Origin of the sequence: Dankookia sp. P2, from assembly GCF_050632255.1 — a bacterium.
Lineage (GTDB): Bacteria > Pseudomonadota > Alphaproteobacteria > Acetobacterales > Acetobacteraceae > Paracraurococcus.
This window is the reverse complement of record NZ_CP192581.1, coordinates 719,464-744,850: the sequence shown is the minus strand read 5'-3', so window position 1 is coordinate 744,850 and position 25,387 is coordinate 719,464. Positions and strand designations below refer to the sequence as shown.

General features: G+C 71.8%; 27 protein-coding genes and 7 pseudogenes. 23 read left to right on the top strand and 11 right to left on the bottom strand.

All coding sequences use genetic code 11. The features are described from left to right. Nucleotides 1-64: 64 nt before the first annotated feature. The gene (locus tag ACQ86J_RS04425) at nt 65-958 is read left to right on the top strand and encodes a hypothetical protein (protein ID WP_431270172.1); all 894 of its coding nucleotides are present in this window, start codon (nt 65-67) and stop codon (nt 956-958) included. After that, a complete protein-coding gene (locus ACQ86J_RS04420) occupies nt 876-1,646 on the top strand; it encodes a hypothetical protein (protein WP_431270171.1) in 771 nt (256 codons plus the stop codon). The genes ACQ86J_RS04425 and ACQ86J_RS04420 overlap by 83 nt, the downstream gene beginning before the upstream one ends. Here the strand turns inward: ACQ86J_RS04420 and flgH are convergent. From flgH to flgF, 4 genes and pseudogenes are all read right to left on the bottom strand, one after another. Continuing rightward, on the bottom strand, nt 1,643-2,368 hold the full coding sequence (gene flgH, locus ACQ86J_RS04415; RefSeq protein ID WP_431270170.1) for a flagellar basal body L-ring protein FlgH: 726 nt from the start codon (nt 2,366-2,368) through the stop codon (nt 1,643-1,645). The genes ACQ86J_RS04420 and flgH overlap by 4 nt on opposite strands. A gap of 94 nt (nt 2,369-2,462) precedes the next feature. Beyond that, nucleotides 2,463-2,819 (bottom strand): annotated as a pseudogene (flgA, locus tag ACQ86J_RS04410) (flagellar basal body P-ring formation chaperone FlgA); the annotation flags it as partial. Nucleotides 2,820-3,314: 495 nt separating this feature from the next. Beyond that, nucleotides 3,315-4,100, bottom strand: a complete 786-nt coding sequence (flgG, locus tag ACQ86J_RS04405) for a flagellar basal-body rod protein FlgG (protein ID WP_431270169.1) — start codon at nt 4,098-4,100, stop codon at nt 3,315-3,317. A gap of 17 nt (nt 4,101-4,117) precedes the next feature. Further along, complete coding sequence (flgF, locus tag ACQ86J_RS04400) at nt 4,118-4,852, bottom strand: flagellar basal-body rod protein FlgF (protein ID WP_431270168.1); 735 nt, start codon at nt 4,850-4,852, stop codon at nt 4,118-4,120. A 207-nt stretch (nt 4,853-5,059) separates the two neighbouring features. On the opposite strand from flgF, the gene ACQ86J_RS04395 reads away from it, so the two are divergent. From ACQ86J_RS04395 to ACQ86J_RS04355, 9 genes and pseudogenes are all read left to right on the top strand, one after another. Continuing rightward, a complete protein-coding gene (locus ACQ86J_RS04395; protein WP_431270167.1) occupies nt 5,060-5,293 on the top strand; it encodes a hypothetical protein in 234 nt (77 codons plus the stop codon). Further along, nucleotides 5,269-5,556 (top strand): flagellar basal body-associated FliL family protein, encoded by a 288-nt coding sequence (locus ACQ86J_RS04390; protein WP_431270166.1) that lies wholly within the window; start codon nt 5,269-5,271, stop codon nt 5,554-5,556. The genes ACQ86J_RS04395 and ACQ86J_RS04390 overlap by 25 nt, the downstream gene beginning before the upstream one ends. Next, nucleotides 5,553-5,915: pseudogene (locus tag ACQ86J_RS04385) on the top strand (flagellar motor switch protein FliM); the annotation flags it as partial. The gene ACQ86J_RS04390 and the pseudogene ACQ86J_RS04385, both read left to right, overlap by 4 nt. Before the next feature lie 121 nt (nt 5,916-6,036). Continuing rightward, a pseudogene (locus ACQ86J_RS04380) lies at nt 6,037-6,252 on the top strand (flagellar motor switch protein FliM); the annotation flags it as partial. Between the two features lie 37 nt (nt 6,253-6,289). After that, nucleotides 6,290-6,613: a FliM/FliN family flagellar motor switch protein gene (locus ACQ86J_RS04375; RefSeq protein ID WP_431270165.1), complete on the top strand. Its 324-nt coding sequence runs from the start codon at nt 6,290-6,292 to the stop codon at nt 6,611-6,613. 170 nt (nt 6,614-6,783) lie between these two features. Beyond that, nucleotides 6,784-7,041 carry a DUF6468 domain-containing protein gene (locus tag ACQ86J_RS04370; protein WP_431272285.1) on the top strand — a complete coding sequence of 86 codons (258 nt, stop codon included), beginning with the start codon at nt 6,784-6,786 and terminating at the stop codon, nt 7,039-7,041. A 35-nt stretch (nt 7,042-7,076) separates the two neighbouring features. After that, nucleotides 7,077-7,673: a MotE family protein gene (locus ACQ86J_RS04365; RefSeq protein ID WP_431270164.1), complete on the top strand. Its 597-nt coding sequence runs from the start codon at nt 7,077-7,079 to the stop codon at nt 7,671-7,673. Between the two features lie 36 nt (nt 7,674-7,709). After that, the gene (locus tag ACQ86J_RS04360; protein ID WP_431270163.1) at nt 7,710-8,090 is read left to right on the top strand and encodes a chemotaxis response regulator CheY; all 381 of its coding nucleotides are present in this window, start codon (nt 7,710-7,712) and stop codon (nt 8,088-8,090) included. Next, on the top strand, nt 8,083-8,694 hold the full coding sequence (locus tag ACQ86J_RS04355; RefSeq protein WP_431270162.1) for a protein phosphatase CheZ: 612 nt from the start codon (nt 8,083-8,085) through the stop codon (nt 8,692-8,694). Before ACQ86J_RS04360 ends, ACQ86J_RS04355 begins: the two co-directional genes overlap by 8 nt. Before the next feature lie 280 nt (nt 8,695-8,974). Here ACQ86J_RS04355 and ACQ86J_RS04350 read toward each other — a convergent pair whose 3' ends face one another. Further along, entirely contained in the window at nt 8,975-9,247 is a 273-nt protein-coding gene (locus ACQ86J_RS04350; protein WP_431270161.1) for a hypothetical protein, read from the bottom strand. Between the two features lie 1,073 nt (nt 9,248-10,320). Between ACQ86J_RS04350 and ACQ86J_RS04345 the strand changes: the two genes are divergently transcribed. From ACQ86J_RS04345 to speE, 3 genes and pseudogenes are all read left to right on the top strand, one after another. Beyond that, nucleotides 10,321-11,523, top strand: a complete 1,203-nt coding sequence (locus ACQ86J_RS04345) for a hypothetical protein (protein WP_431270160.1) — start codon at nt 10,321-10,323, stop codon at nt 11,521-11,523. A gap of 153 nt (nt 11,524-11,676) precedes the next feature. Then, nucleotides 11,677-12,132 carry an adenosylmethionine decarboxylase gene (gene speD, locus ACQ86J_RS04340; RefSeq protein ID WP_431270159.1) on the top strand — a complete coding sequence of 152 codons (456 nt, stop codon included), beginning with the start codon at nt 11,677-11,679 and terminating at the stop codon, nt 12,130-12,132. 75 nt (nt 12,133-12,207) lie between these two features. Further along, nucleotides 12,208-13,072 (top strand): annotated as a pseudogene (gene speE, locus ACQ86J_RS04335) (polyamine aminopropyltransferase). Between the two features lie 219 nt (nt 13,073-13,291). Here the strand turns inward: speE and ACQ86J_RS04330 are convergent. The 3 genes and pseudogenes from ACQ86J_RS04330 to ACQ86J_RS04320 all read right to left on the bottom strand — a co-directional run. Further along, nucleotides 13,292-14,206, bottom strand: a pseudogene (locus ACQ86J_RS04330) (multidrug effflux MFS transporter); the annotation flags it as partial. 116 nt (nt 14,207-14,322) lie between these two features. Further along, nucleotides 14,323-15,897 (bottom strand): acyl-CoA synthetase, encoded by a 1,575-nt coding sequence (locus tag ACQ86J_RS04325; RefSeq protein WP_431270158.1) that lies wholly within the window; start codon nt 15,895-15,897, stop codon nt 14,323-14,325. Between the two features lie 248 nt (nt 15,898-16,145). After that, entirely contained in the window at nt 16,146-16,385 is a 240-nt protein-coding gene (locus tag ACQ86J_RS04320) for a GNAT family N-acetyltransferase (protein WP_431272284.1), read from the bottom strand. 214 nt (nt 16,386-16,599) lie between these two features. Between ACQ86J_RS04320 and ACQ86J_RS04315 the strand changes: the two genes are divergently transcribed. From ACQ86J_RS04315 to ACQ86J_RS04300, 4 genes and pseudogenes are all read left to right on the top strand, one after another. Next, nucleotides 16,600-17,220, top strand: coding sequence for a hypothetical protein (locus tag ACQ86J_RS04315; RefSeq protein WP_431270157.1), 621 nt, complete (start codon nt 16,600-16,602; stop codon nt 17,218-17,220). Continuing rightward, nucleotides 17,196-18,164, top strand: coding sequence for a hypothetical protein (locus ACQ86J_RS04310; protein WP_431270156.1), 969 nt, complete (start codon nt 17,196-17,198; stop codon nt 18,162-18,164). The genes ACQ86J_RS04315 and ACQ86J_RS04310 overlap by 25 nt, the downstream gene beginning before the upstream one ends. A 154-nt stretch (nt 18,165-18,318) precedes the next feature. Next, nucleotides 18,319-18,900: a malonic semialdehyde reductase gene (locus tag ACQ86J_RS04305; RefSeq protein ID WP_431270155.1), complete on the top strand. Its 582-nt coding sequence runs from the start codon at nt 18,319-18,321 to the stop codon at nt 18,898-18,900. A 425-nt stretch (nt 18,901-19,325) separates the two neighbouring features. After that, a pseudogene (locus ACQ86J_RS04300) lies at nt 19,326-20,262 on the top strand (alpha/beta fold hydrolase). A 46-nt stretch (nt 20,263-20,308) separates the two neighbouring features. Here ACQ86J_RS04300 and ACQ86J_RS04295 read toward each other — a convergent pair. Genes ACQ86J_RS04295 through ACQ86J_RS04285 form a run of 3 tightly spaced genes read right to left on the bottom strand, consistent with a single transcriptional unit; the run spans nt 20,309 to nt 21,769 of the window. Further along, entirely contained in the window at nt 20,309-20,815 is a 507-nt protein-coding gene (locus tag ACQ86J_RS04295; RefSeq protein ID WP_431270154.1) for a PDZ domain-containing protein, read from the bottom strand. Between the two features lie 54 nt (nt 20,816-20,869). Beyond that, a complete protein-coding gene (locus tag ACQ86J_RS04290; protein WP_431270153.1) occupies nt 20,870-21,547 on the bottom strand; it encodes a S1C family serine protease in 678 nt (225 codons plus the stop codon). Nucleotides 21,548-21,559: 12 nt separating this feature from the next. Beyond that, entirely contained in the window at nt 21,560-21,769 is a 210-nt protein-coding gene (locus ACQ86J_RS04285; protein ID WP_431270152.1) for a hypothetical protein, read from the bottom strand. Nucleotides 21,770-21,940: 171 nt separating this feature from the next. Between ACQ86J_RS04285 and ACQ86J_RS04280 the strand changes: the two are divergent. From ACQ86J_RS04280 to ACQ86J_RS04260, 5 genes and pseudogenes are all read left to right on the top strand, one after another. Continuing rightward, nucleotides 21,941-22,616 (top strand): annotated as a pseudogene (locus ACQ86J_RS04280) (winged helix-turn-helix domain-containing protein). A 192-nt stretch (nt 22,617-22,808) separates the two neighbouring features. After that, nucleotides 22,809-23,144 (top strand): hypothetical protein, encoded by a 336-nt coding sequence (locus ACQ86J_RS04275; RefSeq protein WP_431270151.1) that lies wholly within the window; start codon nt 22,809-22,811, stop codon nt 23,142-23,144. Beyond that, entirely contained in the window at nt 23,057-23,782 is a 726-nt protein-coding gene (locus ACQ86J_RS04270; protein ID WP_431270150.1) for a HAMP domain-containing protein, read from the top strand. Before ACQ86J_RS04275 ends, ACQ86J_RS04270 begins: the two co-directional genes overlap by 88 nt. Beyond that, complete coding sequence (locus ACQ86J_RS04265) at nt 23,670-24,014, top strand: sensor histidine kinase (RefSeq protein ID WP_431270149.1); 345 nt, start codon at nt 23,670-23,672, stop codon at nt 24,012-24,014. Before ACQ86J_RS04270 ends, ACQ86J_RS04265 begins: the two co-directional genes overlap by 113 nt. Further along, nucleotides 24,011-24,457, top strand: coding sequence for a hypothetical protein (locus tag ACQ86J_RS04260; RefSeq protein ID WP_431270148.1), 447 nt, complete (start codon nt 24,011-24,013; stop codon nt 24,455-24,457). Before ACQ86J_RS04265 ends, ACQ86J_RS04260 begins: the two co-directional genes overlap by 4 nt. Nucleotides 24,458-25,387 lie beyond the last annotated feature (930 nt).

Here is a 25,387-nt window from a genome sequence, read left to right as displayed (position 1 = left end):
CGGCCATTGGCGCGACCTGCTGGCCTTCGGCTGGCGGATCGAGACCACCAGCGGCCGCGAGGCTGTGGAGACGCGGCTGCGCGATGCCCTGCCGCGGGTCCGCCCGCGCGGCCTCCGCCTCGCGCCGCACCGCACCGCGCCGCGCCAGGTGACGCGGGCCGGGCAGGAGGTGGTGGAGTGCTTCCTCGCCTTCGAGACCGCGACCGGCAGCGCCGAGGGCGTCGCCCGGCTGCTGCCGGATGCCGGCGGGCCGGGCGGCCTGCGCGCCTGGATTCTGCTGACCGCGCTGCAGGATCTGCTCGGCCATCCCGACCGGGCCGGGCGGCAGCACACCTCGGAGAAGGATTATTCCCGGGACTTCGGTGGCCCCAACTGGGCCGACAAGCGCGCCGCCGCCCGCGCCTATGCGGACCATGACCCGGCGGTTATCGTCGTCGGCTGCGGCCAGGCCGGCCTCGGCATCGCCGCGCGGCTGGGCGCGCTTGGCATCGACACGCTGGTGGTGGACCGCGAGGAGCGGGTCGGCGACAACTGGCGGCGGCGCTACCATTCCTTGACGCTGCACAACGAGGTGCATGTCAACCACCTGCCCTACATGCCCTTCCCGCCGACCTGGCCGGTCTTCATCCCGAAGGACATGCTGGCCGCTTGGTTCGAGGCCTATGTCGAGGCGCTGGAGCTGAATGTCTGGACCGGCACCGGGCTCGAGGCAGGCGGCTGGGACGAGGCGGCGCAGTGCTGGCAGGTGACCCTGCGGCGCGCCGACGGCGGCACGCGGGTGATGCGGCCGCGGCACCTGGTCTTCGCCACTGGCGTCAGCGGCATCCCGATCATGCCGGAAGCTGCCGGGGCTCGGGGATTTCCGCGGCACGGTGATGCACTCCGGCGCCTATACCAACGGCATGGACTGGAAGGGGAAGCGGGCCATCGTGCTCGGTACCGGCAACAGCGGCCATGACGTCGCGCAGGACCTGCATTCCAGCGGCGCCGCGGTCACCATGGTCCAGCGCAGCCCGACGCACATCGTCTCGGTGCAGGAGGCGCAGCGGGTCTACTCGATCTATGCCGAGGGCATTCCGACCGAGGATTGCGACCTGCTGGCCACCGCCATGCCCTTCCCGGAGCTGACCCGTGCCTACCGGATGATGACCGCGACCTCGAAGGAGGTCGACCGGCCGCTGCTGGAGCGGCTGGCGGCGCGAGGCTTCCGGCTGGATGACGGGATCGACGGCTGCGGCTTCCAGATGCTCTATCTGCAGCGCGGCGGCGGCTACTACTTCAATGTCGGCTGCTCCGACCTCATCGCCGATGGCAGCATCGGGCTGGTGCAGTACGACGATGTCGACCGCTTCGTGGCGGAGGGGCTGCGGCTGAAGGATGGTCGCGTGGTGCCGGCCGAGCTGCTGGTCATGGCGACGGGCTACAAGAACCAGCAGGAGGTCGTCCGCGCCGCCCTCGGCGACGCCATCGCCGACCGCATCGGCCCGGTATGGGGCTTCGATGCGGGCGGCGAGCTGCGCAACATGTGGCGACCGACCCCGCAGCCCGGCCTCTGGTTCACCGCCGGCAGCCTGGCGCAGTGCCGGATCTACTCGAAATACCTCGCGCTGCAGATCAAGGCGCGCGAGGTCGGCCTCATCCGCTAGAAGGGCAGGATGATGTCCAGCAGCTGCGAGCCGAGCCGCGGCTGCTGGAGGTCGGACAGCGTGCCGCGCCCGCCATAGGCGATGCGGGCCTCGGCCAGCCGGTCGTGCCGGATGGTGTTGTCGCTGGCGATGTCCTGCGGCCGGATCACCCCCTGTACCGAGAGCTCGCGCATCTCGGCGCTAACCCGCACCTCCTGCTTGCCGTTCACCACCAGGTTGCCGTTCGGCAGCACCTGGGTCACGGTCGCCGCCAGCCGCAGCGTCACCGTCTCCGACCGCTTCGCCGTCCCGTTGCCGTCGGTGGTCTGGCTGCCGGAAGCGCTGACCAGCGTATCGGGGCTCGCTGCCTTCGGCAACCAGCGGGTCTGCATGCCGAACATTTCCGGCATCCCCATGGCGTCGGCGCCGGTGCGGGCGCGCTGGGTGCGGTTCTGCAGCTGCGCCTGGTCGTCGATGCTGACCAGAACCGTGATCAGGTCGCCGACCTGGGCCGCGCGCTGGTCGCGCAGGAAGGTCCGGCTGCCCGGCCGCCACAGGCTGTTCGCCGGCATCGGCGGGTCGAGCGCGGCCGGCATCGGCATGGCCACGGGGCGGTAGGCCGGATCCGCCGTCGGGTCGCGCACGGCGGACAGCTCCGGCGGCCGGCCGACGCGGGAGAGCCGTTCGAGCGTGCCGCAACCCGAGAGCAGCACCAGCGGCAGCACCAGCAAGGCGCGCATCATTCCCCTCCCGCCGCAGCGGCGCGGCGCCCATGGTGACCCGCACCCGTCCCGGACCGGTGACCTGGCCTTCCACAACCGTCCGGCTGCCGAGGTTCATCACCGGCACCAGCCCGCCGCGCGGCGCCGCTTCCAGCGCCCTGCCCTGGGCGGTCAACGCGATCCCGGGCGCCTCCACTACCATCGTCACCAGCGTGTTGCGGCCGACCAGCGCCGGGGCGGCGAGGTCGCCGCGCTGGAACGGCATCTCGGTGCCCAGCGGCCGCTGCAGCTGCTGGCCCAGCACCTGGTCCAGCCGTTCCGCCGCGCCTGGCCGCACCCGTTCGGCGCGCAGCCGTACCAGCCGGGCATCGCCGGCGCCGATCACCTCGCCCAGCGCCAGCCGCCGCGTCGCCACCACCACCGCCAGGGTCGGCACTGCACGGCCGGCCAGGCGCAGCCGCAGCACAGGCATGCCCTCCGCTGCCACGACAAGCGTCGCGCCGAAGCGCCCGGTCGCCGGGTCGAGGCTGGCGCCCTCCGCCGCCAGGTGGCGCGTCCTGCCCGGCGGCACCATCGGCGGCGCGAGCGGGCCAAGGTCCAGCTCCGCCTCCGGGTCGAGCCCGAGCCGCAGCATCTCGGCGCGCAGCGCGGCGGCGATCTCCTCCCGCGGCAGCACCTCCCCGGGGCGCTCGACCACCACCCGCTCCTGCGCCGAGAGCGGCCGCCAGGCCAGCCCATGCGCCCGCGCAAGCGTCGCGAAGCTGGGCGGCCTCGATCACCAGCCGGCGGCCCGGCGCCGGCGCGGCGCCGATCGGCTGGGCGGCGCGCGCCCCGGCGCCCTCGAAGAGGTCGCCGAGCCGCAAGGTGGCCTCCTCGACCACCGCCAGTGGCCGCGGCCCGGCGAGGTCCTGCGCCGCGGCGGGCAGGGCGAGGAGCAGCAGGAGAAAGCACGCGCGCATCGTCCGCCTCACCGCATCCGCGACAGCGTCGAGAGCATCTCGTCGCTCGCGGTGATGACCTTGCTGTTCATCTCATAGGCGCGCTGGGCGGTGATCAGGTTGGTGATCTCCTGCACCACGTTGACGTTCGAGCTCTCGATGAAGCCCTGCAGCACCTGGCCGTGCCCCGGCTGCCCCGGCGCTGCGAGCTGCGCCTGGCCGGAGGCCGGAGTCGCCAGCAGCATGTTGTCGCCGGTCGCCTCGAGCCCGCCCTCATTCGCGAAGATCGCGGTCTGGATCTGGCCGACATTCTGCGGCGCCACCTGGCCGTCGATCTTCGCCAGCACTTCGCCGGCGGCATTGATGGTGACGTCGCGCGCCGCCGCCGGGATGGTGATGCCAGGGAGCACCAGAAAGCCTTCGGCGGTCACCATCTGGCCTTCCGCCGACAGGCCGAAGGTGCCGTCGCGGGTATAGGCGATCTCGCCGGAGGGCAGCTGCACCTGGAAGAAGCCATTGCCGCGCACCGCCAGGTCGAAGCGGTTCTCGGTCTGCTGGAGGCTGCCCTGCTCGCCGATGCGGTAGATGGCGGAGGTCTTGACGCCGAGCCCGACCTGCGCGCCGGCGGGCAGCACGCTGCCGTTCTCCGAGCTCTGCGAGCCGACCCGGCGCATGTTCTGGTAGAGCAGGTCCTGGAACTCGGCCCGGCGGCGCTTGTAGCCGGTGGTGCTCATATTGGCGATGTTGTTCGAGATGACCTCGACATTGGTCTGCTGCGCCAGCATGCCGGTACCGGCGATGTGCAGGGAGCGCATGGTCAGTCGCCTCCGTCTCAGCCGCGCTTGCGCAGGATGCGCTCGACCGCGGTCTGCAGCCGCTCGCCCTCGCGGTCGGCGAAGGTCACCGCGTTCTGGAACTCGCGGACCTCCTCGGTCATGCGGACCATCTCCAGCACCGGGCTGACATTGCTGCCTTCGACCGCGCCCTGCACCACGCCGGGGCGGTCCATCGGCAGCGGGGGCTCCTCGGTTGCGAACAGCCGGTCGCCCTCGGCCCGCAGCTTCTGCGGCGCCTCGAACCGCACCACCCGCAGCCGGGCGATGGCGCCGTTCTCCGACCGGATGGTGCCGTCGCCCTGGATCTCGATCCGGCTGTCGGCGGGGCCGAGGGCGATGGGACGGCTGCTGGTGTCCAGCACCGCATTGCCCTCGGCGTCCACCAGACGGCCGTCCTGGCCCAGGGTGAAGCGGCCCGCGCGGGTGAAGCGTTCCTCGCCTGCGGCGTTCTCCACCGCGAAGAATCCCTCGCCGCGCAACGCCACGTCCAGCGGATTGCCGGTGGTGGTCAGCGGGCCGGGGCGGGTCTCGCGCCAAGTGGCGCGATCGACGCTGTAGGCGATGTCCTGCCCGCGCGCGGCGCCGCCGGCCGGCGGGATGAAGCGCGCGAAGACCGGGCGCTGCGCCTGGAAGCCCGGCGTATCGGCGTTGGCGAGGTTGTTTGCCAGCACCTGCGTCGCGCGCTGCTGCGCGCCGAGGCGGGAGAGGATGACGTAGCCGGGCTGGTCCATGCGGGTTCCCCATGCGGGCGGCACCATCCTGGCGCCTGGTCACGCCGCCCCAACCGCAACCGCCATGCCAGCCCTGCGGGGCGCTTCGCCCGGACGGGCCTGCCGGTTGCGGCAGGATTTGCCGCCCAGGCCGGCCAGCCCTGCCGCCGCAAGGCTTCCCTAAGCCCCGCCAGGGCAGGATGCGCCGCCAAGGGGCAGGGGTGCTGGATGTCTTCGAAGGCGGTTGAATCGGAAGCCGGGGCCGCGAAAGGCGGCAAGCGCAAGCTGCTGATGCTCGCCGCGCCCGTGGTGCTGGCCGTCATCGGCGCCGGGCTGTGGTTCAGCGGCATCGTGCCGAAGCTGCTCGGGAAGGGGAGGACCAGCACGCCGCCGCCGAAGGCGCGCCCGCCGCGCCGCATGCGCCGGTCTTCTTCGACATGCCGGAGATCGTCGCCAACATGAACGCCACCGGCCGCCGCGCCGCCTACATCCGCCTGCGCAGCAAGCTGGAGCTGTCGAAGCCCGAGGATGTGGCCGCGGTGCAGGCGGCGATGCCGCGGCTGCTCGACCTCTACGCCACCTACCTGCGGGAGATGCGGCCTGAGGAACTGCGGGGCAGCGCCGGCACCCAGCGGCTGCGGGAGGAGTTGATCGCCCGCGCCAGCCTTGCCGCCGCGCCCGCCCGCGTCACCGACGTCCTCTTCACCGAGATCCTGCTGCAATGACCGGCGCCGGGGAGGAGGACCTCGCCGCCGCCTGGGGCGAGGCGCTGGAGCAGGAGGGCGGCGCGGACACCGCCCCGGCGCCGGATGCGGCGCGCGTGCTAAACCAGGCCGAGATCGACAGCTTGCTCGGCTTCGGCGGTGACGACGCAAAGCAGGAGGACCAGACCGGCATCGAGCGCATCGTCAGCGCCGGCCTGGTCTCCTACGAACGCCTGCCGATGCTGGAGATCGTCTTCGACCGGCTGGTACGGATCCTTTCGACCAGCTTACGCAACTTCACCTCGGACAATGTCGAGGTGTCGATCGACAGCATCGTCTCCCTGCGCTTCGGCGACTACCTGAACAGCGTGCCGCTGCCCGCCATGCTGGCGGTCTTCAAGGTGGAGGAGTGGGACAACTACGGCCTTCTGGTGGTGGATCTCGGCGCTGATCTACTCGGTGGTCGACGTCCTGCTCGGCGGCCGCCGCGGAACCGCCGCCATGCGGATCGAGGGAAGGCCCTACACCACCATCGAGCGCACGCTGGTCGAGCGCCTGATCACCGTGGTGTTGCAGGACCTCTCGGACGCTTTCAGTCCCTTGTCCCCGGCGACCTTCCGCTTCGAGCGGCTGGAGGTGAACCCACGCTTCGCCGCCGTCTCCCGCCTGTCCAATGCCTGCATCCTGTCCCGCTTGCGCGTGGACATGGAGGATCGTGGCGGCAAGGTCGAGCTGCTGCTGCCCTATGCCACGCTTGAGCCGGTGCGCGAGCTGTTGCTGCAGCAGTTCATGGGCGAGAAATCTCGGCCGCGACAGCATCTGGGAAACCCATCTGGCCGAGGAGCTGCGGCACACCGAGCTCGCCCTCGACGTGGTGCTGGACGAGCAGGCGATGCCGCTGGCCTCGGTGATGTCGCTGCAGCGCGGCGACCGCATCATGCTGAACGTCGCGCCTGGCGCGCCGGTGATGCTCCGCTGCGGCGAGGTCCCGCTATTCGAGGCCGAGCTCGGCCGGCGGGAGAACCGCCTGGCGGTGCGGATCGGCCGCGAGCTCCGCCGCCAGCCCGAGGAGGCCTGAGCCGATGGGCTGGACCGAATGGGCGCTGCAATGCGTCGTCATCCTGCTGCTGGCCGCAACTCTGCCGCTGGTGTTCAGACTGGAGCGCACCCTGGCCGCGGTGCGGCGCGACCGCGCGGTGCTGGAGGGAAGCGCCGGCAACCTGACCGAGGCGACGCGGCTGGCCGAGGCTGCCTCCATCCGGCTGCGCGCCGCGGCGGAAGGCGGCGGGCGGCACGCTGGCCGAGAAGCTGGCGGCGGCCGAGCCGCTGCGCGACGACCTGCGCTACCTGGTCGAACGCGCCGAGGCCATGGCCGACCGGCTGGAGGCCGCGGTGCGCGCCGCCCGGCCCGTCGCGCAGGAGCCCGGGGCCGAGGAGACGCCCGCCGAGGCGGGCCGTAGCCAGGCGGAGCGGGCCCTGCTCCGCGCGCTACGGCTGGGTCGCTGATGCGCCCGCGCCTGCTTCCCGCCGCGCTGGCCGCCATGGCGCTGCTGCTCGCCGCCAAGCTGCAGGCGGTGGTGGCGCAGGCACCCATCGCTGCCCCACCGCTGGCCCTGGTGACCGCGGCCCGAGCCAGTAGCGAGCCCTCGGCGGCCGCCCGCGCCGCCGCGCCCTCGCCATCGCCGGCGCGGCCACTGCAGTCAGTGCCGCCCGAGCCGCCCTCGCCCGAGCAGCAGGCGGAGCGCGCGGTGCTGGAAGGGTTGCGCGCCCGGCGCGGCGAGCTTGACGCGCGCGACCAGGCGATCGCGGCGCGCGAGATGGTGCTGGCCGCGGCCGAGAAGCGCATCGCCCAGCGGATCGAGGAACTGGGCGCGCTCCAGCAACGGCTGCAGGTCCTCGACCAGCGGCTGAGCGAACGTGAGGCGGCCGGCTGGCGGCAGATGGTCAAGCTCTACGAAGGCATGCGCCCGCGTGACGCCGCGGCGATCTTCGATGACCTGGAGACGTCGGTGCTGCTGCAGATCCTCGACCGGATGGGGGAGCGCAAGGCGGCCCCCGTGCTGGGCGCGATGAAACCCGATCGCGCCCGCAGCATCACCGCCGAACTGGCGCGGCACCGCGCCCGCCCCGCCGACTGACCCGCAAATCCCGCCACCGGAAGGCAAAGGCCGCCCATGGACAAGTCCACCAACGTCCTCATCGTCGACGACTACAAGACGATGCTGCGGATCATCCGCAACCTGCTCAAGCAGCTCGAATTCGACAATGTCGAGGAAGCCACCGACGGGCAGGAGGCGCTGGCCAAGCTGCGTGCCGGCAGCTTCGGCCTGGTGATCTCCGACTGGAACATGCAGCCGATGACCGGGCTCGACCTGCTGAAGGAGGTCCGCGCCGATGCGCGGCTGAAGGACACGCCCTTCATCATGATCACCGCCGAGAGCAAGACGGAGAACGTCGTCGCCGCCAAGCAGGCCGGGGTGTCCAACTACATCGTCAAGCCCTTCAACGCCGAGACCCTCCGCGAGAAGATCGAGAAGGTGATGGCGCATGCCTGACGGCAACACCCTGCAGGAAGGGCCCGGCCAGGACCGCATCGAGGAGGCGGTGCGGGCCGTCCTCGGCAGCCTGTCCGGGGCCATGACGGCGGGCGAGGCGGCGCTGCTCTCGGAGCTGGAGGCGCTCGGCCGCGAGGTCAAGCGTGCCAAGTCGGAGATCGCCGCGCTGCGCGTCGACGACATCAACGATAGCCATATCCCGGCGGCGACGGACGAGTTGGACGCGGTGGTCGAACATACCGCCGAGGCGACCAACGAGATCCTCGACAGCTGCGAGAGGCTGGAGACGGTGCAGGCGACCCTGTCGGGCGAAGCGGCGGAGACGGTCGCCGCCGCGGTGACCCGGATCTATGAGGCCTGCAGCTTCCAGGACATCACCGGCCAGCGCATCGGCAAGGTGGTCGCGGCGCTGAAGGCGATCGAGAGCCGGGTCGCGGCGGTCACCGCCGCTTTCGCCCGGTCGCCGGCAACGGAGGCGGCGCCCGTGGCCGCGTCGCCGGAGGATGGCCGGACCGAGGGCGAGCGGCTGGCCAATGGGCCGCAGCTGCCGACGGCGGCGAGTTCGCAGGCGGAGATCGACCGGCTGTTGGCCAGCTTCGATTGATGCGCCTGGCGCTGGCCTGCTTGCTCGCCCTGCTGCCCGGCCTGGCGGCGGCGGAGCGCGTGGTGGCGCGCGCCGGCGACCATCCGGGGCATGGGCGGCTGGTCTTCGACTGGCCCGCCCCGCCCGCCTATACCTTGGACCAGCAGGGCGACCAGGTGCTGTTGCGCTTCCCGGCCGGCACCGAGGTTCAACTGCCGCGCAAGCTGCCGCGCAATCTTCTCGCCTTGGCGGCAGAGGCGGAAGCCGTCCGGCTGACTTTGCGGCCGCGGGCCAGGGCGCGTCATTTCCGGCTCGGCGGCAGAGTGGTGGTCGACTTGGTCGACCCGCCGGCCGAGCCGCCGCGGCCAAAGCCGGAGGCGGCGAAGCCCTGCATGCCGTCGCCGGCCGAGGCCGCCCGGCCGGCGCCGGATATTGCCCCGCCCGTTCCGCCGCGCCCGGCCCCGCCCGCCGCCGCGCCGGCCGCCGCCCCGCCCGGGCCGCTACGCGCCGAAGCGGTGTCGGCCCAGCCGCCGCGTGCCGACCCGCCGCCCATGGCCCGGCTGCCGGCCGCCATGCCGCCGGCGCGGCTGCTGGGTGCGCCCAACCGGCCTCCCGCTTTGCTGCTTCCATTCGCCGCAGGAACCGGCGCCGCGCTGCTGCGGCGGGGAGAGGAGGTGCTGGCCGTCTTCGACAGTGCTGCCGCGCCCGATCTCGCCCCGCTGCGCGGCGACCCGGTCTTCGGCGGGCTGCGCGCGGAGCCGCTGCCGGGTGCCACCCTGTTCCGCCTGCCGCTGGCGCCGCCGGCACAGCTCCGCGCCCGGCGGGAAGCTGCAGGCTGGGTGCTCGAAGCCGTCCGTGCCACCGCCGAGGCCGGGCCGCCCGGCCCCGTCCTGGCCGTCGAGCCCGAGTCCGGGCCGCCACCGCGCCTGCTGCTGCGCGCCGCCGCGCCCGGCCGGGCCGTCCCGGTCACCGATCCGGAAACCGGCCTGCCCTTGCTGGTCGGCACGCTGCGCGAGGGGCGGGAGGCGGTGCCGGTCGGCCGCCGGCTGCCGGAGTTCGACCTGCTGCCGACGACGCTCGGCGCCGCGGTGCTGGCCCGGTCGGACGGTATCGCGCTGCAGCCCGGCAATGGCCGCTTCCTGCTGACTGCCTCGGGCGGCACGCGGCTGGCGCTGGATGCCGATCTCGCCCGTGCCGGCACCGGCCCGGCCATGACCCGCAGCTTCGAGCTGCCGACCCAGCCATTATCCGAGTTGCTGGCCCGGCTACAAGGGCTGCAGGCCGGGATCGCCGGCGCCCCGCCGCTCGGCCGGATGCCGCAGCGCCGGGCGGCGGGGAGACGCTGCTCGCCCTTGGCCTTCCGCAGGAGGCGCAGGCGATGCTGCTGCTCGGCTATGCCGAGGACCCGCGCGCCGGGGCCGACCCGCGCTATGCGGCACTGTCTGCCGCCGCCGCCCTGCTGGCCGGACGGCTGGGGAGACCGCGGCGCTCGCCGCGCCCGGTCTGGCCGAGAGCGACGAGGCCGTCCTCTGGCGCGCCGCCCTGGCCGCGGCGCAGGGCGACTGGCGACTGGCCGCTCCGGGCTTCGCCGCCACCCTGCCGCTGCTGCTGGCCTATCCCGAGGCGCTGCGGGCGAGACTGCTGCCGGTGGCGGCGCTGGCGCTGGCCGAGGCGGGGGATGCCCCGGCGCTCGGCCGGCTGCTCGCCGCCGGTCCTGCCGCCGGGGACCTCGCCTTGCCGCGCGCCATCCTGGCGGAGACGGAAGGCAAGGCCGAGGAGGCGCTGGCCGGTTACGACCGCATCGCCGTCGGCCGCGACCGCCAGGCCCGGGCGCGGGCGATCCGTCGCGCGGTGGAGCTGCGCCTGGCAAGCGGGAAGATCGATGCCGGCCAGGCAGCGCGGGCGCTGGAGGCGGCGCTGTTCGCGTGGCGCGGCGATGCCGCCGAGCTCGAGGCGCGGCTCCGCCTGGCTGCGCTGCGGCGCGAATCGGGGGATGGCCGCGCCGCCCTTGCCCTGTTGCAGGAGACCGCGGCGATGCTGCCGGACCAGGCCGCCGCTCTGCAGCCGGCGCTGCGCGACAGCTTCCTTGCCGCGCTGGCCGAGGCACCGCCGCTCGCGGCCGTGGCGCTGTTCGACGCCTATCCCGCGCTGTTGCCGGCCGACCAGCGCGGCGAGGCGGCGGTGCAGTTGCTGGTCGAACGGCTGGTGGGACTCGATCTCGGCGATCGCGCTGCGGCGCTGTTGCGGCAGGCAATGGGGCAGGCAGGCGGCGCCTCGCGCGCTGCGCTCGGCCTGCGGCTCGCCGCGCTGCGGCTCGAGGACGGCGACGCCGCCGGCGCGCTCGCGGCGCTGGCCGACAGCCCCGCGGCAGAGCTGCCGCCGGTCATGCTGCGGGATCGCACGGTGCTGGCGGCGCGCGCCGAGGTACGGCTCGGCCGCCTCGCGGAGGCGATCGCCGCGCTGCGCGCGCTTGGGCCTGCCGGCGGCGAAGCCTTGTCGCAGCTGCTGGCCGAGCAGTCGGACTGGCCCGGCGCCGCGGCGGCGCTCGATGCGCATCTTGCTGCGACGCTGCCGGCCGCGCCCGCGCCGCTCGATGACGAGCAGCGTCGGCTGCTGCTGCGCCAGGCCGCGCTGCTCGCCCTGGCCGGCGACGAAGCCGGGCTCGCCGGCTTGCGCGATGCTGCCGCGCGGATGGGCGAAGGGCCGCCGGCGGACGCCTTCCGGCTGCTCACCGCCGACCCGCTCCGCGGCCTCGCCGACCTGCCGCGGCTCCAGCGTGAGTTGCAGCTTTTCCGCAACCTGCCTTCGCGGCTGGAGGCATTGCGGGCAGGAGCGCCGATGACACGCTGAGTCCCGCGTTCCCTGCGGGGAGAACGGCATTATTTTCGGCCGCTGCGCGCAGAAAATGGCTTGCGTCCCAACTCCCTTGCCCCATATGCCGCCGCCATTGACCTGATCGATCCCCGATCACCCCGGTCATCTACTGGTAGGAACAGGAGCCCGATGGACGCTCTTATCCAACTGGGGATGGTCTCGGAGCAGCTCCCGAGCGAAGCCCAGAACTCTGCAACCTCGGTGAGCGAGGCCAAGGATTACTTTGTCAGTCGTGACGGCGTGAAGTTCGCCGGCACGCATCTGATCATCGATCTGTGGGATGCCACCAACCTGGCCGATCCCGAGCATATCGACGACGTGCTGCGCGAAGCGGCGGTGGCGACCGGTGCGACGATCCTGCACGGCCATTTCCATCACTTCGGTCCCAACAGCGGCGTGTCCGGCGTGCTGGTGCTGGCGGAAAGCCATGTCTCCATCCACACCTGGCCGGAGCGGGACTACGCGGCGCTCGACATCTTCGTCTGCGGCGAGTGCAACCCGTATCTCGCCATTCCGGTGCTCAAGAAGGGCTTTCAGCCCGGCCGCGTCCAGCTTGCCGAGCACAAGCGTGGCCTGACCGGCTGACTTCGACCGAAGCGTGCAGGTTCCAGGGGCGGGGCCGCAAGGTCCCGCCCTTTCCTGTTTGAAGGTGGCTTTGCCGTGACCGACTCTTGGGTGAACGAGACGCTGTACAGCGCCTGGGGCCAACGCTTCCTGGTGACGCGCAAGCTGGCGCGGGTGCGGAGCGATTTCCAGGACATCATGATCTTCGAAAGTGCGACGCATGGCCGCGTCATGCTTCTTGATGGCGTGGTGCAGATCACCGAGGCAGACGAGTTCGTCTACCAGGAGATGCTTACCCATGTGCCGCTGCTGGCGCATGGCGAGGCCAAGCGCGTGCTGATCATAGGTGCCGGCGACGGCGGCGTGCTGCGGCGCGTTCTGCAGCATAACGGCGTTGAGAAGGCCGTCATGGTGGAGATCGACGGCGAGGTGATCCGCCTGGCGAAGCAGCACCTGCCGAAGATCGCCGGCGAGGCCTGGAGCGACCCGCGAGCCGAGGTGATCGTCGGCGACGGCATCGACTATGTGACGCAGGCGCCGGATGCCGCCTTCGACGTCGTGATCGTCGACAGCACCGACCCGATCGGCGTCGGCGAGGTGCTGTTCACCGACGAATTCTACGCCAATTGCGCGCGCCTGCTGACACCGCGCGGCCTGGTGGTGAACCAGTGCGGCGTGCCCTTCATGCAGGCGGACGAAGCTGCGCGAGACCTCGCTCCGGCGCGGCAGGTCCTTCGCCGATGTCTTCGCCTATGTCGCTGCGGTGCCGACCTATGTCGGCGGCTTCATGACGCTGGGCTGGGCGGCGAAGGATGCCGCGCTGCGCGCCGTGCCGGTCGAGGAGATCCGCGCGCGGGCGACCGCCGCCGGCATCCTTGGCACCACGCGCTACTGGACGCCGGAGATCCATTGCGGCGCCTTCAACCTGCCGCCCTATATCGCCGAGCATCTGCCGAAGTAGATCTGGGCCAGCGCTTCGCGTCGCGGCCCGGCTCAGCGGACGAGGCTGCGCAGTGCAACCAGCCCACCGAGGCCGCAGGCGGCGATCACCGCCGCCATCGGCATCGCGGTGCCGGTGTGCAGCAGCCCGACCAGCGCGCCGGCCAGCGCGCCGCCGCCGAGATTGAAGCGTGCCGATCAGGGCGGAGGCGCTGCCGGCATGGCGCCCCTGCGGCCCCATCGCCAGGGTGGTCGCCAGCGGCATCACCGCGCCGATGCCGGCGAGATAGGCGAAGACCAGAGCCGCAATGGCGGGGAAGCCGCCGCACCCGGTCGCCGCTACAGCAAGCAGGGCGGTGCCGGCGACGGACATCCAGGCCAGCGCCGCGCGCAGCATCCGTGCCGGCGGCACCCGCTTCGCCAGCCGCGCGACGCTCTGCGCCGCGATCATGATGCCCAGGGCGTTGCCGCCGAAGAACAGGCCGTAATGCTGCGGCGAGAGGCCGAACAAAGCCATGTAGACGAAGGGCGAGCCGCCGATATAGGCGAACATCCCGGCCAGCGGCAGCACGGCCGCGAGCGTATGCCCGAGGAAGTGCCGGTCCCGCAGCAGCCGCAGGTAGGTGCGAAGGATCGCCGCCGGGCCGTCGCGCCGGCGCCGCTCGGGCTCCAGGCTTTCCGGCAGCGCCAGCATCACCACGACCGCCAGCGCCGCGGCATAGGCCGCCAGCACCCAGAAGATCAGCCGCCAGCTGCCGAAGCCCAGCAGCACGCTGCCGATCGAGGGCGCCAGGATCGGCGCCAAGCCCTGCACCAGGCCGAGCTGCGCCATCAGCCGGATCGCCGCATGGCCCTCCGCCAGGTCGCGGACGATGGCGCGGGCCATGACCATGCCGGCGCAGCCGCCGAGTCCCTGGCCGAAGCGCAGCCAGGTCAGTGTCCCGATATCCGCGGTGACGGCGCAGCCGAGCGAGGCGAGGGTGAAGATCGCCAAGCCCAGGAGCAGCGGCGTCTTGCGGCCGAGCCGGTCGGCCAATGGCCCATAGAACAGCTGCGCCGCGGCCATGCCAGCGAAGAAGGCGGCCAGCGTGCCCTGGACCGCGGCAGGCTCGGCCGGCAGCCCGGCGGCGATGGCAGGAAAGGCCGGCAGGTACATATCGGTCGCCAGCGGCCCGAAGGCCGACATGGCGCCAAGGATGATGGGCAGGAACCAGGAGCGCGGCAGCATGACCTGGGCTTATCACCTGATGCTGCGCTGCACCATGAGCGCCGTCAGAAGCCGATGCCTTCCTCCCGCAGTCGGTCCTGCACCAGCCGCTTCGGGATCTTGCCGTAGCCGGACTTGGGCAGCGCGTCCCAGACCACCACGCGCAGCGGCTGCTTGTAGCGGGACAGGCGGTCGTTCAAGTGGGCCAGCACCGTGGCTTCGTCCACCGCATGGCCGGGCCGGGCGACGACGGCGGCGACGCCGCTCTCGCCCCAGCGCGGATGCGGCATGCCGACCACCGCGCATTCCAGCACCGCCGGGTGGGTCAGGATCGCCTCCTCCACCTCCCGCGGGTACACGTTGCTGCCGCCCGAGATGTACATGTCCGATGCCCGGCCGGTGATGTACAGGAACCCCCGCGCATCCAGGTGGCCGAGGTCGCCGGTGTGGAACCAGCCGCCCCGGAAGGCCTTCTCGTTCGCCTCCGGGTTCTCGAAATAGCCGGCGAAGACCGCCGGGCCGCGGACGCAGATCTCGCCGGTCTCGCCCGGCGCCATCCGGGTGCCGACCTCGTCCAGGATGGCGATGTCCATGCCCGTCCGGGCGCTGCCGCAGGAGCCCAGGGGGAAGCCCTCGTCATCCTCCTCGCTGTGCTGGTCAGGCCGCAGCACGCTGATATTGCCGGTGACCTCACCCAGGCCGAAATACTGCACCAGGCAGGGACCGAGCTTCTGCAAGGCACGTTTCTGGTCGGCGCGGTACATCGGTGCCCCGGCATAGATCACGTGCTTCAGGGAGGAATGGTCGTGGCGGTCGACCGAGTCGTGCTCGACCAGCGCGGTCAGGATGGTCGGCACGGTGAACATGTTGGTCACCCGGTGCTCCTCGACCAGCCGCCAGGCCTCCTCGACGTCGAAGCGCTCGGTCGGCAGCAGCACGGTGCGGGCGCCGCGTGCCACCTGGCCCAGTTGATGGATGCCGGCGCCGTGCGACAGCGGCGCCAGGACGAGCGAGGCGTCGCGCTCCGTCACCCCGGGGAAGAGGTCGGCCAAGTGATTGGTGACGACGAAGGCCATCTGCCCATGCGTCAGCACCGCCGCCTTCGGCCGGCCGGTGGTGCCGGAGGTGTAGAAGAACCAGAGCGGGTCGCCGTAGCCCACATCCGCCTCGTGGTCCGGCGGCGGCGGAGTGGCCGCCTCCAGCGCCAATTCGTAGTCCTGCTCCTCGCCCGTGGCATCGCCAAGGGCCAGCACCAGCGCGCAATGCCCGGCGGCGCGGATGGCATCGGCATGGGCGGAGAAGCCGCGGTCGCGGAGCAGCGCCCGGGCGCGCGAGGTTTCGGCGAGGTAGCCGACCTCGGCCGGGGTCAGGCGGAAATTGGTCGGCACCCAGACCGCGCCGAGTTTGAAGGCGGCCCACATCATCTCGAACATCGCGTTGCCGTTGCGGCTATGCGTCAGGATGCGGTCGCCCTTGCCGATGCCGCGTGCCCGCAGGGCGGCGCAGAGCCGGTCCACGCGGGCATCGAGCTCGGCAAAGCTCCAGCGCTGCTCGCCCCAGACAAGGGCGGTCGCGTCCGGGACGCGGCGCGCCGTCCAGGTCAGCAGACGGCCGAGATTCATGGCGGTGGCGGGACCCATGCGACGATTCCTCCTGGGCCCTAGAAGCAAGAAAGCCGGGCCGGGGGAAGGCGTTGCCGAAGCGAATCCGCGCCCGGCAGCGATCCATCGCCGCGGATCAGCCGGTGCCGAGCCGCTTCTGCAGGAAGACCAAGTCGAGCCAGCGGTCGAATTGCGCCCGACCTCGCGGAAATGCGCCACCCGCTCGAAGCCGAGCCGCTCATGCAGGCCGAAGGAGGCGGCATTCTCCGCATCTACCCCGGCGATCATCACATGCTTGCCCAACGCCTCCGCCGGGGGAACAGCGCCGTCACCAGGGCGCGACCGAGGCCCCGGCCGCGACAATCCGCCCGGATATGCACGCTGTGTTCCACCGTGTGGCGGTAGCCGGGCCAGGCGCGGAAATCGCCGAAGCTGGCGAAGCCGGCGATCCCCGCCGCATCCTCGGCCACCAGCACCGGATAGCCCTGCGCCCGCCGCCCGGCGAACCAGGCGGCGCGGTCGGCCAGCGGGACCGGGTCATCCGCGTAGACCGCGGTCGAGCTTGCGGATGACCTCGTTGTAGATCGCCAGGATGCCGGGGAGGTCGGCTTCCCCGGCTGCGCGAACAGTCAGTGGCCTTCAATCCCTATAACTTAGCATCGCGAAGTTTTCGGCTCGACCAAGCTTCGCAGCTGCAGCATCCGGCGCCTAGCTTGCCCGGACCTCCAGGGAATGCTGCCCATGTCCTTGTCGCGCGCAGCGACCGCGCCCGCACGCGGGCTGGCCACGACCACCATCCCCGCCCCGGCCATCGCGCTCGGCCTCTGGGGGCTGCTCGTCCTCGGCATCGTCCTCGGCATGCTGGCCCTGCCGCATGGCCGGCTCGGCTATACGCTGGACGACCCCTACATCCACTTGGCGCTCGCCGAGCGGATCGCGCTGGGCCATTACGGCATCAATCTGGGCGAGGTGACGGCGCCCTCCTCCTCGATCCTCTGGCCCTTCCTGTTGCTGCCGGGGGTGGGCACCGCCTGGCATGCCTGGCTGCCGCTCGGTATCGGCCTGGCCTGTGGCGCGATGACCGCGCTGCTGCTCGGACGGCTGGTGGACCGGCTGCCTTGGCCGCCGGGCGCCGAGTGGGGGCGCATCGCGCTGGTGATGCTGCTGGTGATGGCCGGTAACCTGGCCGGGCTGCCGTTCACCGGCATGGAGCACAGCCTGCAGGTGCTGCTCGCCGCCGGCTGTGCCTGGGGCGTGGTGGAGGCGATGCGCGGCCGGCCCATCCCATTCTGGTGCCTGGCTGCGGCGGCTCTCGGCCCCGCGGTGCGCGCTACGAGATGTTCGCCCTGGTCGGCGCGCTGATGGCGGCGCTGGCCGCGCAGCGGCGCTGGCCGCGGCCGGCGGGCTGCTGGTGGCGGCGCTGGCGGTGCCGGTCGGCTTCGGCGCCTGGCTGGTCTCCCAGGGCTTGCCGCCACTGCCGAATTCTGGTGCTGGCCAAGTCGGATGTCTATGCCGGGTCGGACAGCCTGCTCGGCTCGGCCTTCGGCCTGGTGTCCAACGCCGTGCTGGACCTGCTCCGGCATCCGCGCCGCTGGCCCTACCTCGCCCTGCTCGTCCTGCTGGCGGCGCTGGCGCTGCGGGCACCGCCGGTGCAGCGCTGGCCGCTGGCCGGGGCGGTCGCCGCGCTCGGCCTGCATGCGCTGGTCGGCCGCTTCGGCTGGTTCTTCCGTTACGAGATCTACGCGCTGCTGTTCGGGACCATGGTGCTTGCGGTGGCCCTGGGCAGCGCCTCGCGGCCCTGGCGCATGGCGGGGGCGGCGGTGCTGCTGGCGGCCGCCGCGGCGCAGGCGCCGGCGGTGCTGCAATCGCCCCGTGCGGCGCAGAACATCCAGGACCAGCAATACCAGATGCATCGCTTCGCCGCCGACTACTGGCGGCATGGCATCGCGGTGAACGACCTCGGCTGGGTCAGCTATCGCGCCGACCCGGCGCTCTACGTGCTCGACCTCTACGGCCTCGCCTCGAACGAGGCGCTGCGGCAGAAGCACAAGGATGCTGCATGGATGGAAGCCATGGTCCGCCGCCACGGCATCCGTCTCGCCATGATCTTTCCCTGGTGGTTCGAGGGCGTGCCCGGGTCCTGGGTCCGCGTCGCCGAGCTTTGGCTCTCCGGCCCGCGCATCGCCGCGGCGGGCGACCATGTCACCTTTTACGCGACCGAACCGGCGGCAGAGGCGGAGTTGCGGCAGAAGCTGGCAGCCTTCGCCCCGACCCTGCCCGATGGCGTGCGGCTGGAACTGCGCTGAGGCTTGGGGCGCACAAAGCCGGGGCAGGGGCCGCCTACCCAGCGGGCAGTCCCGCCATCTGGGCAGCGGAAGCGGCAGCGGGGGCCTCTCGCCAAAGCGAGGGCAGGGCGGTCATATGCCGTATCGCCCTCCGGGCCGAGACATGGAGACCAGAATGATCGACCAGGCCGCCATCGACGCGCTGTTCCTGACCGCGCGCACCCACAACAAGTGGAAGCCGGACCCTGTGAGTGAGGCGGAGCTGCATCGCCTCTATGATATCCTGAAGATGGGCCCGACCTCGGCCAACTGCTCGCCCGCCCGCTTCGTCTTCGTCACCACGCCCGAAGGCAAGGAGAAGCTGCGGCCGGCGCTCTCCTCCGGCAACCTCGACAAGACGATGGCAGCCCCGGTGACCGTCATCATCGGCACCGACATGATGTTCTACGAGAAGCTCCCGGTGCTCTTCCCGCATGCCGATGCGCGGTCCTGGTTCACCAGCAGCCCGGCCCTGGCTGAGGAGACCGCCTTCCGCAACGGGACCCTGCAGGGCGCCTATTTGATGCTGGCGGCGCGGGCGATCGGGCTCGATGTCGGCGCCATGTCGGGCTTTGACAAGGCGAAGGTGGATGAGGCCTTCTTCGCCGGTACCACGGTGAAGTCCAACTTCCTCTGCAACCTCGGCCATGGCGATGCGAGCGGCGTCTTCGGCAAGCTGCCGCGCCTGCCCTTCGAGGAGGCCTGCCGCATCGCCTGAGCGGCCCGGCCGTGATCCGGAGGCCGCCCGGCCGTCTCCCGCCACGCGGCCGGCCGGATCTGCCTTGGAGCCACGCTCATGCGAATGCTCAGATCGGCCGCTGCCAGGCGGGTCGCGGCGCCACGCCTCACAGCGGCGGACGGGCCGGGCACATCGCCAGGAAGGGCGGTCGGCCGGGCCCTGGCCACGGGGACCGGCGCCAGGGGCGGGCCGATGCGGCATAGCGCGCCAACCATCCTTGCCGGCAACAGGCCGGTCCCGGCGGGCATTGCCTGCGCGGCGGGCCGTCCGTGCGTCCGGAGCCGCGGCGAAGCGGCGCAGCCGGGCCGCCACGGCGCGGCGCACCGTGCACGAGGCGCCGCCATATCCTGGCCGGCACATCCCTTGCCGTGCCGCTGATCCTGGCCGGCTGCGTGCCGGTGGTCATGCCCTCCGGCCCCGAAATCCAGAGCCCCAGGCAGTCGACCCGAAGCTTCACCATGGCCGACGGCAAGGAACTGCCCTATTCCGCCTGGCTTCCGCCAGGCGAGCCCCGCTTCGTCATCCTCGGCCTGCACGGATTCGGCGACTACTCGCGCAACGCCTTCGACATCCCGGCGCCGGCCTTCACCAGCCAGGGCGTGGCCCTCTATGCCTATGACCAGCGCGGCTTCGGGGCGGCGCCGAACCGCGGGCTCTGGCCCGGGGTCCCGACGCTGGTGGCCGATTGCGCCGCGGTCGTCGGGCTGATCGCGCAGCGGCATCCCGGGATCCCGATCGTCATCCTCGGGGAGAGCATGGGCGCGGCGGTCGCGCTGGTCCTCGCCGCGAGCCGCCCTGCGCTGCCGGTCGCCGGCTACATCCTATCGGCTCCCTGGCGTGCGCGGCCGCGCGAGCATGGGGGAGGTCTCGCGCACGGCGCTTGAGATCGCCTCCCGGCTGATGCCCGCGGTCGGTTTCAGCGGCGCGGCGCCAGGCTTCTCGCCCTCGGACAACGAGGAGGCGATGCGCCGCTGGTCGCGCGACCCGCTGACCGCGAAGGAGTTCCGCGTCGACCTCGTCTATGGGCTGGTCGATCTGATGGACCAGGCACTCGAGGCGGCGACCCGGTTCGACCCGCGGACACTGGTGCTTTACGGCGCGAAGGACCGCATCGTGCCGCCCGATCCGCTGCGCCGGCTGCTGGCGACCATGCCCGCCAGCCCGGACCGTCGCATCGCCTATTACCGGGAGGGGCATCACCTGCTTCTGCGCGACCGGGGTCGTGCGCTGGTGATCGGCGACATCCTCGCTTGGCTGGAGCACCCGCAGGCGCCCTTGCCCTCCGGCGCCGACAAGGCCGCGGAGGCCTGGCTTGCGGCAGAGGGCAATGCGCACCGCTGATGCCATCCGGGGCCAAGGGAGGCCGCAGCCTCCCCTGGCCGTCGCGTCAGGACGCCTTGAGCGGCAGGGCAAGGAAGGCCCGGCCACCCTCGCGCTCCACCTGCAGCGCGATTGCCGTCTTGCCGTCCTTCCGCGCGGCGCCGACCGCCTCAACCACGTCACGTGGGCCCTTCACCGGCCGGTCGCCGGCCCGAAGGATCACGTCCCCCGGCTGCAGCCCCTGGTTGGCGGCGACGCTATCGGGCCGCACCTCGGCGATGACGGCACCCTCGCCGCCGCGGTTCGGCGCCAGGGCCAGGCCGAGATTACCCTGGGCCTGGCGCTCCTCGCCGGTCGCCCGGGCCTCCCGCGTGTCGGGCGCCTGGCCGAGGGTGACCTTCTGCTCGATCGTCTTGCCGTCGCGCAGCAGGTGCAGGGTGACGCTGCTGCCCGGCTTCACCGCGGCCACGGCTTCCGCCAGGTCGCGCGGCTGGGTCACCGGCCGCTCGCCCACCGCGGTGATCACGTCGCCCGGCTGCAGGCCCGCCTTGGCCGCCGGCCCATCGCGTTCCACGCCGCCAATCAGCGTGCCCTTGGCGTCCCGGATCGACGCAGAGCGCCGGCGAGTTCAGTGTCCAGCTTCTGCATGGAGACGCCGAGCCAGCCGCGCTCCACCCGGCCGTTCTGCTGCAAGCTGCGCCACCACGCCCTGGACCAAGGCCGAGGGCACTGCGAAGCCGATGCCGATATTGCCGCCGGAGGGCGAGAAGATCGCGGTATTGACGCCGACCACCTCGCCCGCGGTGTTGAAGAGCGGGCCGCCGGAATTGCCGGGGTTGATGGAGGCGTCGGTCTGGATGAAGTCGTCATAGGGCCCCGCGCCGATCTGCCGGCCGCGTGCCGAGACAATGCCCGAGGTCGCTGTGCCGCCGAGGCCGAAGGGATTGCCCATGGCGAGCACCCATTCGCCGACGCGCAGGTGGTCGCTGTCGCCGAACTTCACCGTGGGCAGGTCGCCGCCGGCATCGATCTTCAGCAGGGCGATGTCGGTCTTCGGGTCGGTGCCGACCACCTTGGCTGGCAGCTCGCGCCCATCGGCCAACTCGACCTTCACCGTATCGGCCTCGCCCACCACGTGGTTGTTGGTCACCACATAGCCGGCTCGGTCAATGATGAAGCCGCTTCCCTGGCCCATGGTGCGGCGGGGCTTGGCGCCACCCTGGCGCTGCTGCTGCTGGAAGAAGCGCTCGAAGGGGGTGCCGCGCAGCCTCGGGCGGCAGGTCGGCGACCTGCTGCGCCTCGGCATGGCCGGTGACGGTCACGCCGAACCACCGCCGGGCCGACCCGGGCCGCAAGGTCGGCGAAGTCCGGGCCGGCCGGGCGGGGCAGGGCGATGGCGGTGCCCGTCGCAGATGTGGCGGGGCTGGGCCTCGGCCGGAAAGACGAAGGGGGTCAGCGCGGTGGTGCCGAGGGCCAGCGCCAGGGCGCCTGCGGCCAGGGTGCGGATGCGGCGATTCGGGGTGGGCATGCGATCCTCCGTGCGAAGGCCACCCGGTCGGGCGGCATGGGGCCATAAGAGCCCTCGCCGGTTGCCCGCAGCCTCGCCCGAACCATACCGATCCGTATGGGAACCATCCCAAGGGGACTGGCGCCCCGCTTCGCGCTACACCGGCAGCGGGGCCGAAGCCCGGAGGGCAGCTTGAAGATCCTGGTGGTCGAGGATGATGCGGAGACCGCCGGCTACGTGGCGCGCGGCCTCAGCGAGGCCGGGCACGTGGTGGACCGCGCCGCGGACGGGCGGGAAGGACTGTTCCTGGCCAGTGACGGCACCTACGACGTGCTGGTGGTGGACCGCATGCTGCCGAAGCTGGACGGGCTCGGCCTGGTGCGGCGCTGCGCGCCGCCGGGGTGCGGACGCCGGCGCTGTTCCTGACCGCCCGCGCCGGGGTCGGCGACCGCGTGGAGGGGCTGGAGGCCGGCGCCGACGACTATCTCGGCAAGCCATTCGCCTTTGCCGAACTGCTGGCGCGGTTGAATGCGCTGGCTCGCCGCCCGCCGCTGAGCGCCGAGGCGACGGTGCTGCGGGTCGGCGACCTCGAGATGGACCTGCTGAAGCGCAGCGTGACCCGCGGTGGCCAGCGAATCGAGCTGCAGCCGCGCGATCCCGCCTGCTGGAATACCTGATGCGCCGCGCCGGCCAGGTGGTGACGCGGACCATGCTGCTGGAGGGCGTCTGGGATTTCCACTTCGACCCGAGGACCAGCGTGGTCGAGACCCATATCAGCCGCCTGCGCGCCAAGCTGGACCGGGAGGGCGCGCCGCCGCTGATCCATACCATGCGCGGCGCCGGCTACTGCCTCCGTGCCGCCGATTGATCCCGCCGGCGACAGGCCGCGCTGGTGGGGCAGCACCGCCTTCCGCATCACGCTCCTACACTCTGGTGCTGACGCTGCTCGGGACGCTGGCGCTGTCCGGCGTTGCCTGGTGGGCGACCACTGGCTTTGCGCTGCGGCAGCTGGCGCAGGAGGTGGAGCGGGACTCCGCCGTCCTGGTCCAGGCGGTGCGGCTTGGCGGGCCGGGGCTCGGTCGCGCTGTCGATCGAGGCACGGATGGCGGCCGACCGCAGCGGTACGCAGTATTTCCTACTGGCCGGGCCGGATGGCAGGCGGCTGGCCGGCAATCTCGCCGCCGTGCCGCGCGCGCCGGGCTGGGAACGCCTGCAAGTCTCGGGCGCCGGGGTGGAAACGGCGCTGCTGGCGCTCGGCACCGCCCTGCCGGGGGCGGCTTCCTGGTGGTGGGGCGGGACCTCGCCCCAGTGCGACAGCTGGAAGGCTTCCTGCTCTCGGCCGCCGGCTGGGTGGGCGGGACCGCCCTGCTGCTCGGCCTCGGCGGCGGGCTGCTGATCGGCCGCGGGGTGACGCGGCGGGCGGCGGCGATGGCCACGGCGCTGGCCCGGGTGGAGGCGGGCGAGATCGATCACCGCCTGCCGGTACGCCGGGGCGGCGACGAGTTCGACCGGCTGGCGCGGCGGATCAACGCCACGCTCGACCGGGTGCAGGGGCTGATGCAGGCGCTGCGCCAGGTGACGGATGATATCGCGCACGACCTGCGGACCCCGCTCGGCCGGCTGCGGCAGCGGCTGGACGCGGCGCTGCGGACGGCGGAAGGCGATGCCGCCTGGCGCGCCACGGCCGAGGCGGCGATCCGCGACACGGAGCAATTGCTGGACGTCTTCGCCGCGCTGCTGCGGATCGCCCAGGCCGAGAGCGGCGCGCGCCGCGCCGGCTTCGCGGAATCTCGACCTTTCCGCGGTGGTCGAGGCGGTGGCGGAGGTGCATGCCCCTGCGGCCGAGGCGCAAGGCCAGACGCTGACGGTGGCGATCGCGCCCGGCTTATCGAGCCTCGGCGACAGGGATTTGGTAACGCAGATGGTGTCCAATATCCTGGACAACGCGGTGAAGCATGGACGGTCCGGCGGTCGGATCGATGTCCATCTTGCGGCGCGACCGGCAGGTGGTGCGGTGCTGACAGTGGCGGATGACGGGCCGGGCATTCCGGCGAAGGCACACGGCGCGGTGCTGCGCCGCTTCCATCGGCTGGATGCCGCGCGGGCCACGCCGGGGACCGGGCTGGGCCTCGCCCTGGTCAAGGCGGTCGCTGACCTGCATGGCATGGCGCTGACGCTGGGCGATGCCGGCTGGGCTGGCACAGCAGGGGGCGAGGCGGGGCCGGGCCTGCGGGTGACGCTCGAGATCCCCGGGGTTGCGGCATGACCGGCCGTGGCTTCGTGCTGGCGCTGACGCTGCTGGCCACGGGGGAGGCGCGGGCGCAGCTATGGCCGCTGCAGACCGGCCCGGGCGGCGACATCATCAGCCAGACCACGGCAGATTTCGACCGGTTGCGGCGCAATGGCCCGGCCCTGCCGCAGGATCCCGGCTTCCCAGGCGGGCGTGGCGCGGTCGCGGCGGTGCCGGCCTGGACCCCGCCGCCGATGCCGCGGCAGCGTCCCGTCCGCCGCACCGCGGCGCCGCGGCGCGAGCCCGCCGTGGCGGCGGCCCCGCCGGTCGCCCCACCGTCCGAGCGCCGGCCGGACCTCGAGGCAGTCGAGCGCCGGCTGGCTGAGCGCGAGCGGACGTTGCGCGACCTGCAGCGCGATTTGGTGGAGGAGCGGAAGCTGGTGGACGAATGGCGCGGGGGGCAGAGCACGGCGCGCTGAGCATCGAATGGCCGGAGCGATGAGAATTGAACCAACGCCCGCCATTCCCAAGACACGAACTGGAGCAAAACCCCATTTTTTCAAAAGATTAGGACATTCTTTCCGAATTGTTTCAATAGTCAAATCATGAGCGAGTCACAGCATCGCAAGCGCACTGATCTAAAAGGGTAACAGACGCCGTCCGATGGCCGCCTCACAAACTCCCGACCTGCGGCCCGAATGGGCGCCGCCGCGGGTGCGGCGAAGCCAAGGGCCGCTGGTGCAACTCATCCAGCAAACAGCACGAGCCTCGAAATTCCTCACGCTGGTGCCAGAGTCGAAAAAGTCCGCGCTTCGCCCAATGCCTGCGCGACCTGCCAAGCGGATTCCGATAATTTTGCCTTGCCGGAATTGTGTAAGGCAACTCAGCAACAATGATCCGACGAAGGTTGCCGGTCGTTCGGTTTGGATGATTTCATGATCATCCGCGAAGCGGGAAGAGCTTGACCGTACGACCTCAACCCAGAGGAAAATAATATGGCGCTCGTAAAGCCCATAACGTTAGTGGCGGCTGCATTGTTGACGGTTACCGCCACTGCGCCTGCCTTTGCCGAACACGGACATTTTCACTTCCGCCACGGTGGCGAGCATCGGTTTGGGGGAGTTGGTCGCGGCGCGCCAGGACCGCTCGCCGGGGCCGGGCTGCCCTTCCTCCTGATCGCGGGGGTAGCTGGCGCCTATAAGGTGATCCGTCGACGACGGGACGAGAGCCGTCAGGAGCATGACAGGCCAGAGCAATATTAAGGCTCGGTCAGATCCCGAGCCGCTCGAAGGTGACAGCGACGAAACGGACACCAGGGACGGCTCGGGCCACTTCCGCGTATTGGTTGGCGACGGCGCGCTTTTTCCTCAGATGTGCCCGGAGCTTGTGGTCAGAAATCCGCCCCGATG

Excerpts from the sequence above, each read along its gene's own strand:
- flgG (WP_431270169.1), bottom strand. The coding sequence starts at position 4,100 with ATGCGCTCCCTGCACATCGCCGGTACCGGCATGCTGGCGCAGCAGACC.
- ACQ86J_RS04355 (WP_431270162.1), top strand. The coding sequence starts at position 8,083 with ATGCCTGACGGCAACACCCTGCAGGAAGGGCCCGGCCAGGACCGCATC.
- ACQ86J_RS04360 (WP_431270163.1), top strand. The coding sequence starts at position 7,710 with ATGGACAAGTCCACCAACGTCCTCATCGTCGACGACTACAAGACGATG.
- ACQ86J_RS04260 (WP_431270148.1), top strand. The coding sequence starts at position 24,011 with ATGACCGGCCGTGGCTTCGTGCTGGCGCTGACGCTGCTGGCCACGGGG.
- flgF (WP_431270168.1), bottom strand. The coding sequence starts at position 4,852 with ATGGACCAGCCCGGCTACGTCATCCTCTCCCGCCTCGGCGCGCAGCAG.
- ACQ86J_RS04285 (WP_431270152.1), bottom strand. The coding sequence starts at position 21,769 with ATGCCCACCCCGAATCGCCGCATCCGCACCCTGGCCGCAGGCGCCCTG.
- ACQ86J_RS04265 (WP_431270149.1), top strand. The coding sequence starts at position 23,670 with ATGGTGTCCAATATCCTGGACAACGCGGTGAAGCATGGACGGTCCGGC.
- ACQ86J_RS04305 (WP_431270155.1), top strand. The coding sequence starts at position 18,319 with ATGATCGACCAGGCCGCCATCGACGCGCTGTTCCTGACCGCGCGCACC.
- speD (WP_431270159.1), top strand. The coding sequence starts at position 11,677 with ATGGACGCTCTTATCCAACTGGGGATGGTCTCGGAGCAGCTCCCGAGC.
- ACQ86J_RS04350 (WP_431270161.1), bottom strand. The coding sequence starts at position 9,247 with ATGGCGGCCGGCAGCCGGGCCATGGGCGGCGGGTCGGCACGCGGCGGC.
- ACQ86J_RS04315 (WP_431270157.1), top strand. The coding sequence starts at position 16,600 with ATGTCCTTGTCGCGCGCAGCGACCGCGCCCGCACGCGGGCTGGCCACG.
- ACQ86J_RS04365 (WP_431270164.1), top strand. The coding sequence starts at position 7,077 with ATGGCGCTGCTGCTCGCCGCCAAGCTGCAGGCGGTGGTGGCGCAGGCA.
- ACQ86J_RS04395 (WP_431270167.1), top strand. The coding sequence starts at position 5,060 with ATGTCTTCGAAGGCGGTTGAATCGGAAGCCGGGGCCGCGAAAGGCGGC.
- ACQ86J_RS04290 (WP_431270153.1), bottom strand. The coding sequence starts at position 21,547 with ATGCCGAGGCGCAGCAGGTCGCCGACCTGCCGCCCGAGGCTGCGCGGC.
- flgH (WP_431270170.1), bottom strand. The coding sequence starts at position 2,368 with ATGATGCGCGCCTTGCTGGTGCTGCCGCTGGTGCTGCTCTCGGGTTGC.
- ACQ86J_RS04420 (WP_431270171.1), top strand. The coding sequence starts at position 876 with ATGCACTCCGGCGCCTATACCAACGGCATGGACTGGAAGGGGAAGCGG.
- ACQ86J_RS04325 (WP_431270158.1), bottom strand. The coding sequence starts at position 15,897 with ATGGGTCCCGCCACCGCCATGAATCTCGGCCGTCTGCTGACCTGGACG.
- ACQ86J_RS04390 (WP_431270166.1), top strand. The coding sequence starts at position 5,269 with ATGCCGGAGATCGTCGCCAACATGAACGCCACCGGCCGCCGCGCCGCC.
- ACQ86J_RS04310 (WP_431270156.1), top strand. The coding sequence starts at position 17,196 with ATGTTCGCCCTGGTCGGCGCGCTGATGGCGGCGCTGGCCGCGCAGCGG.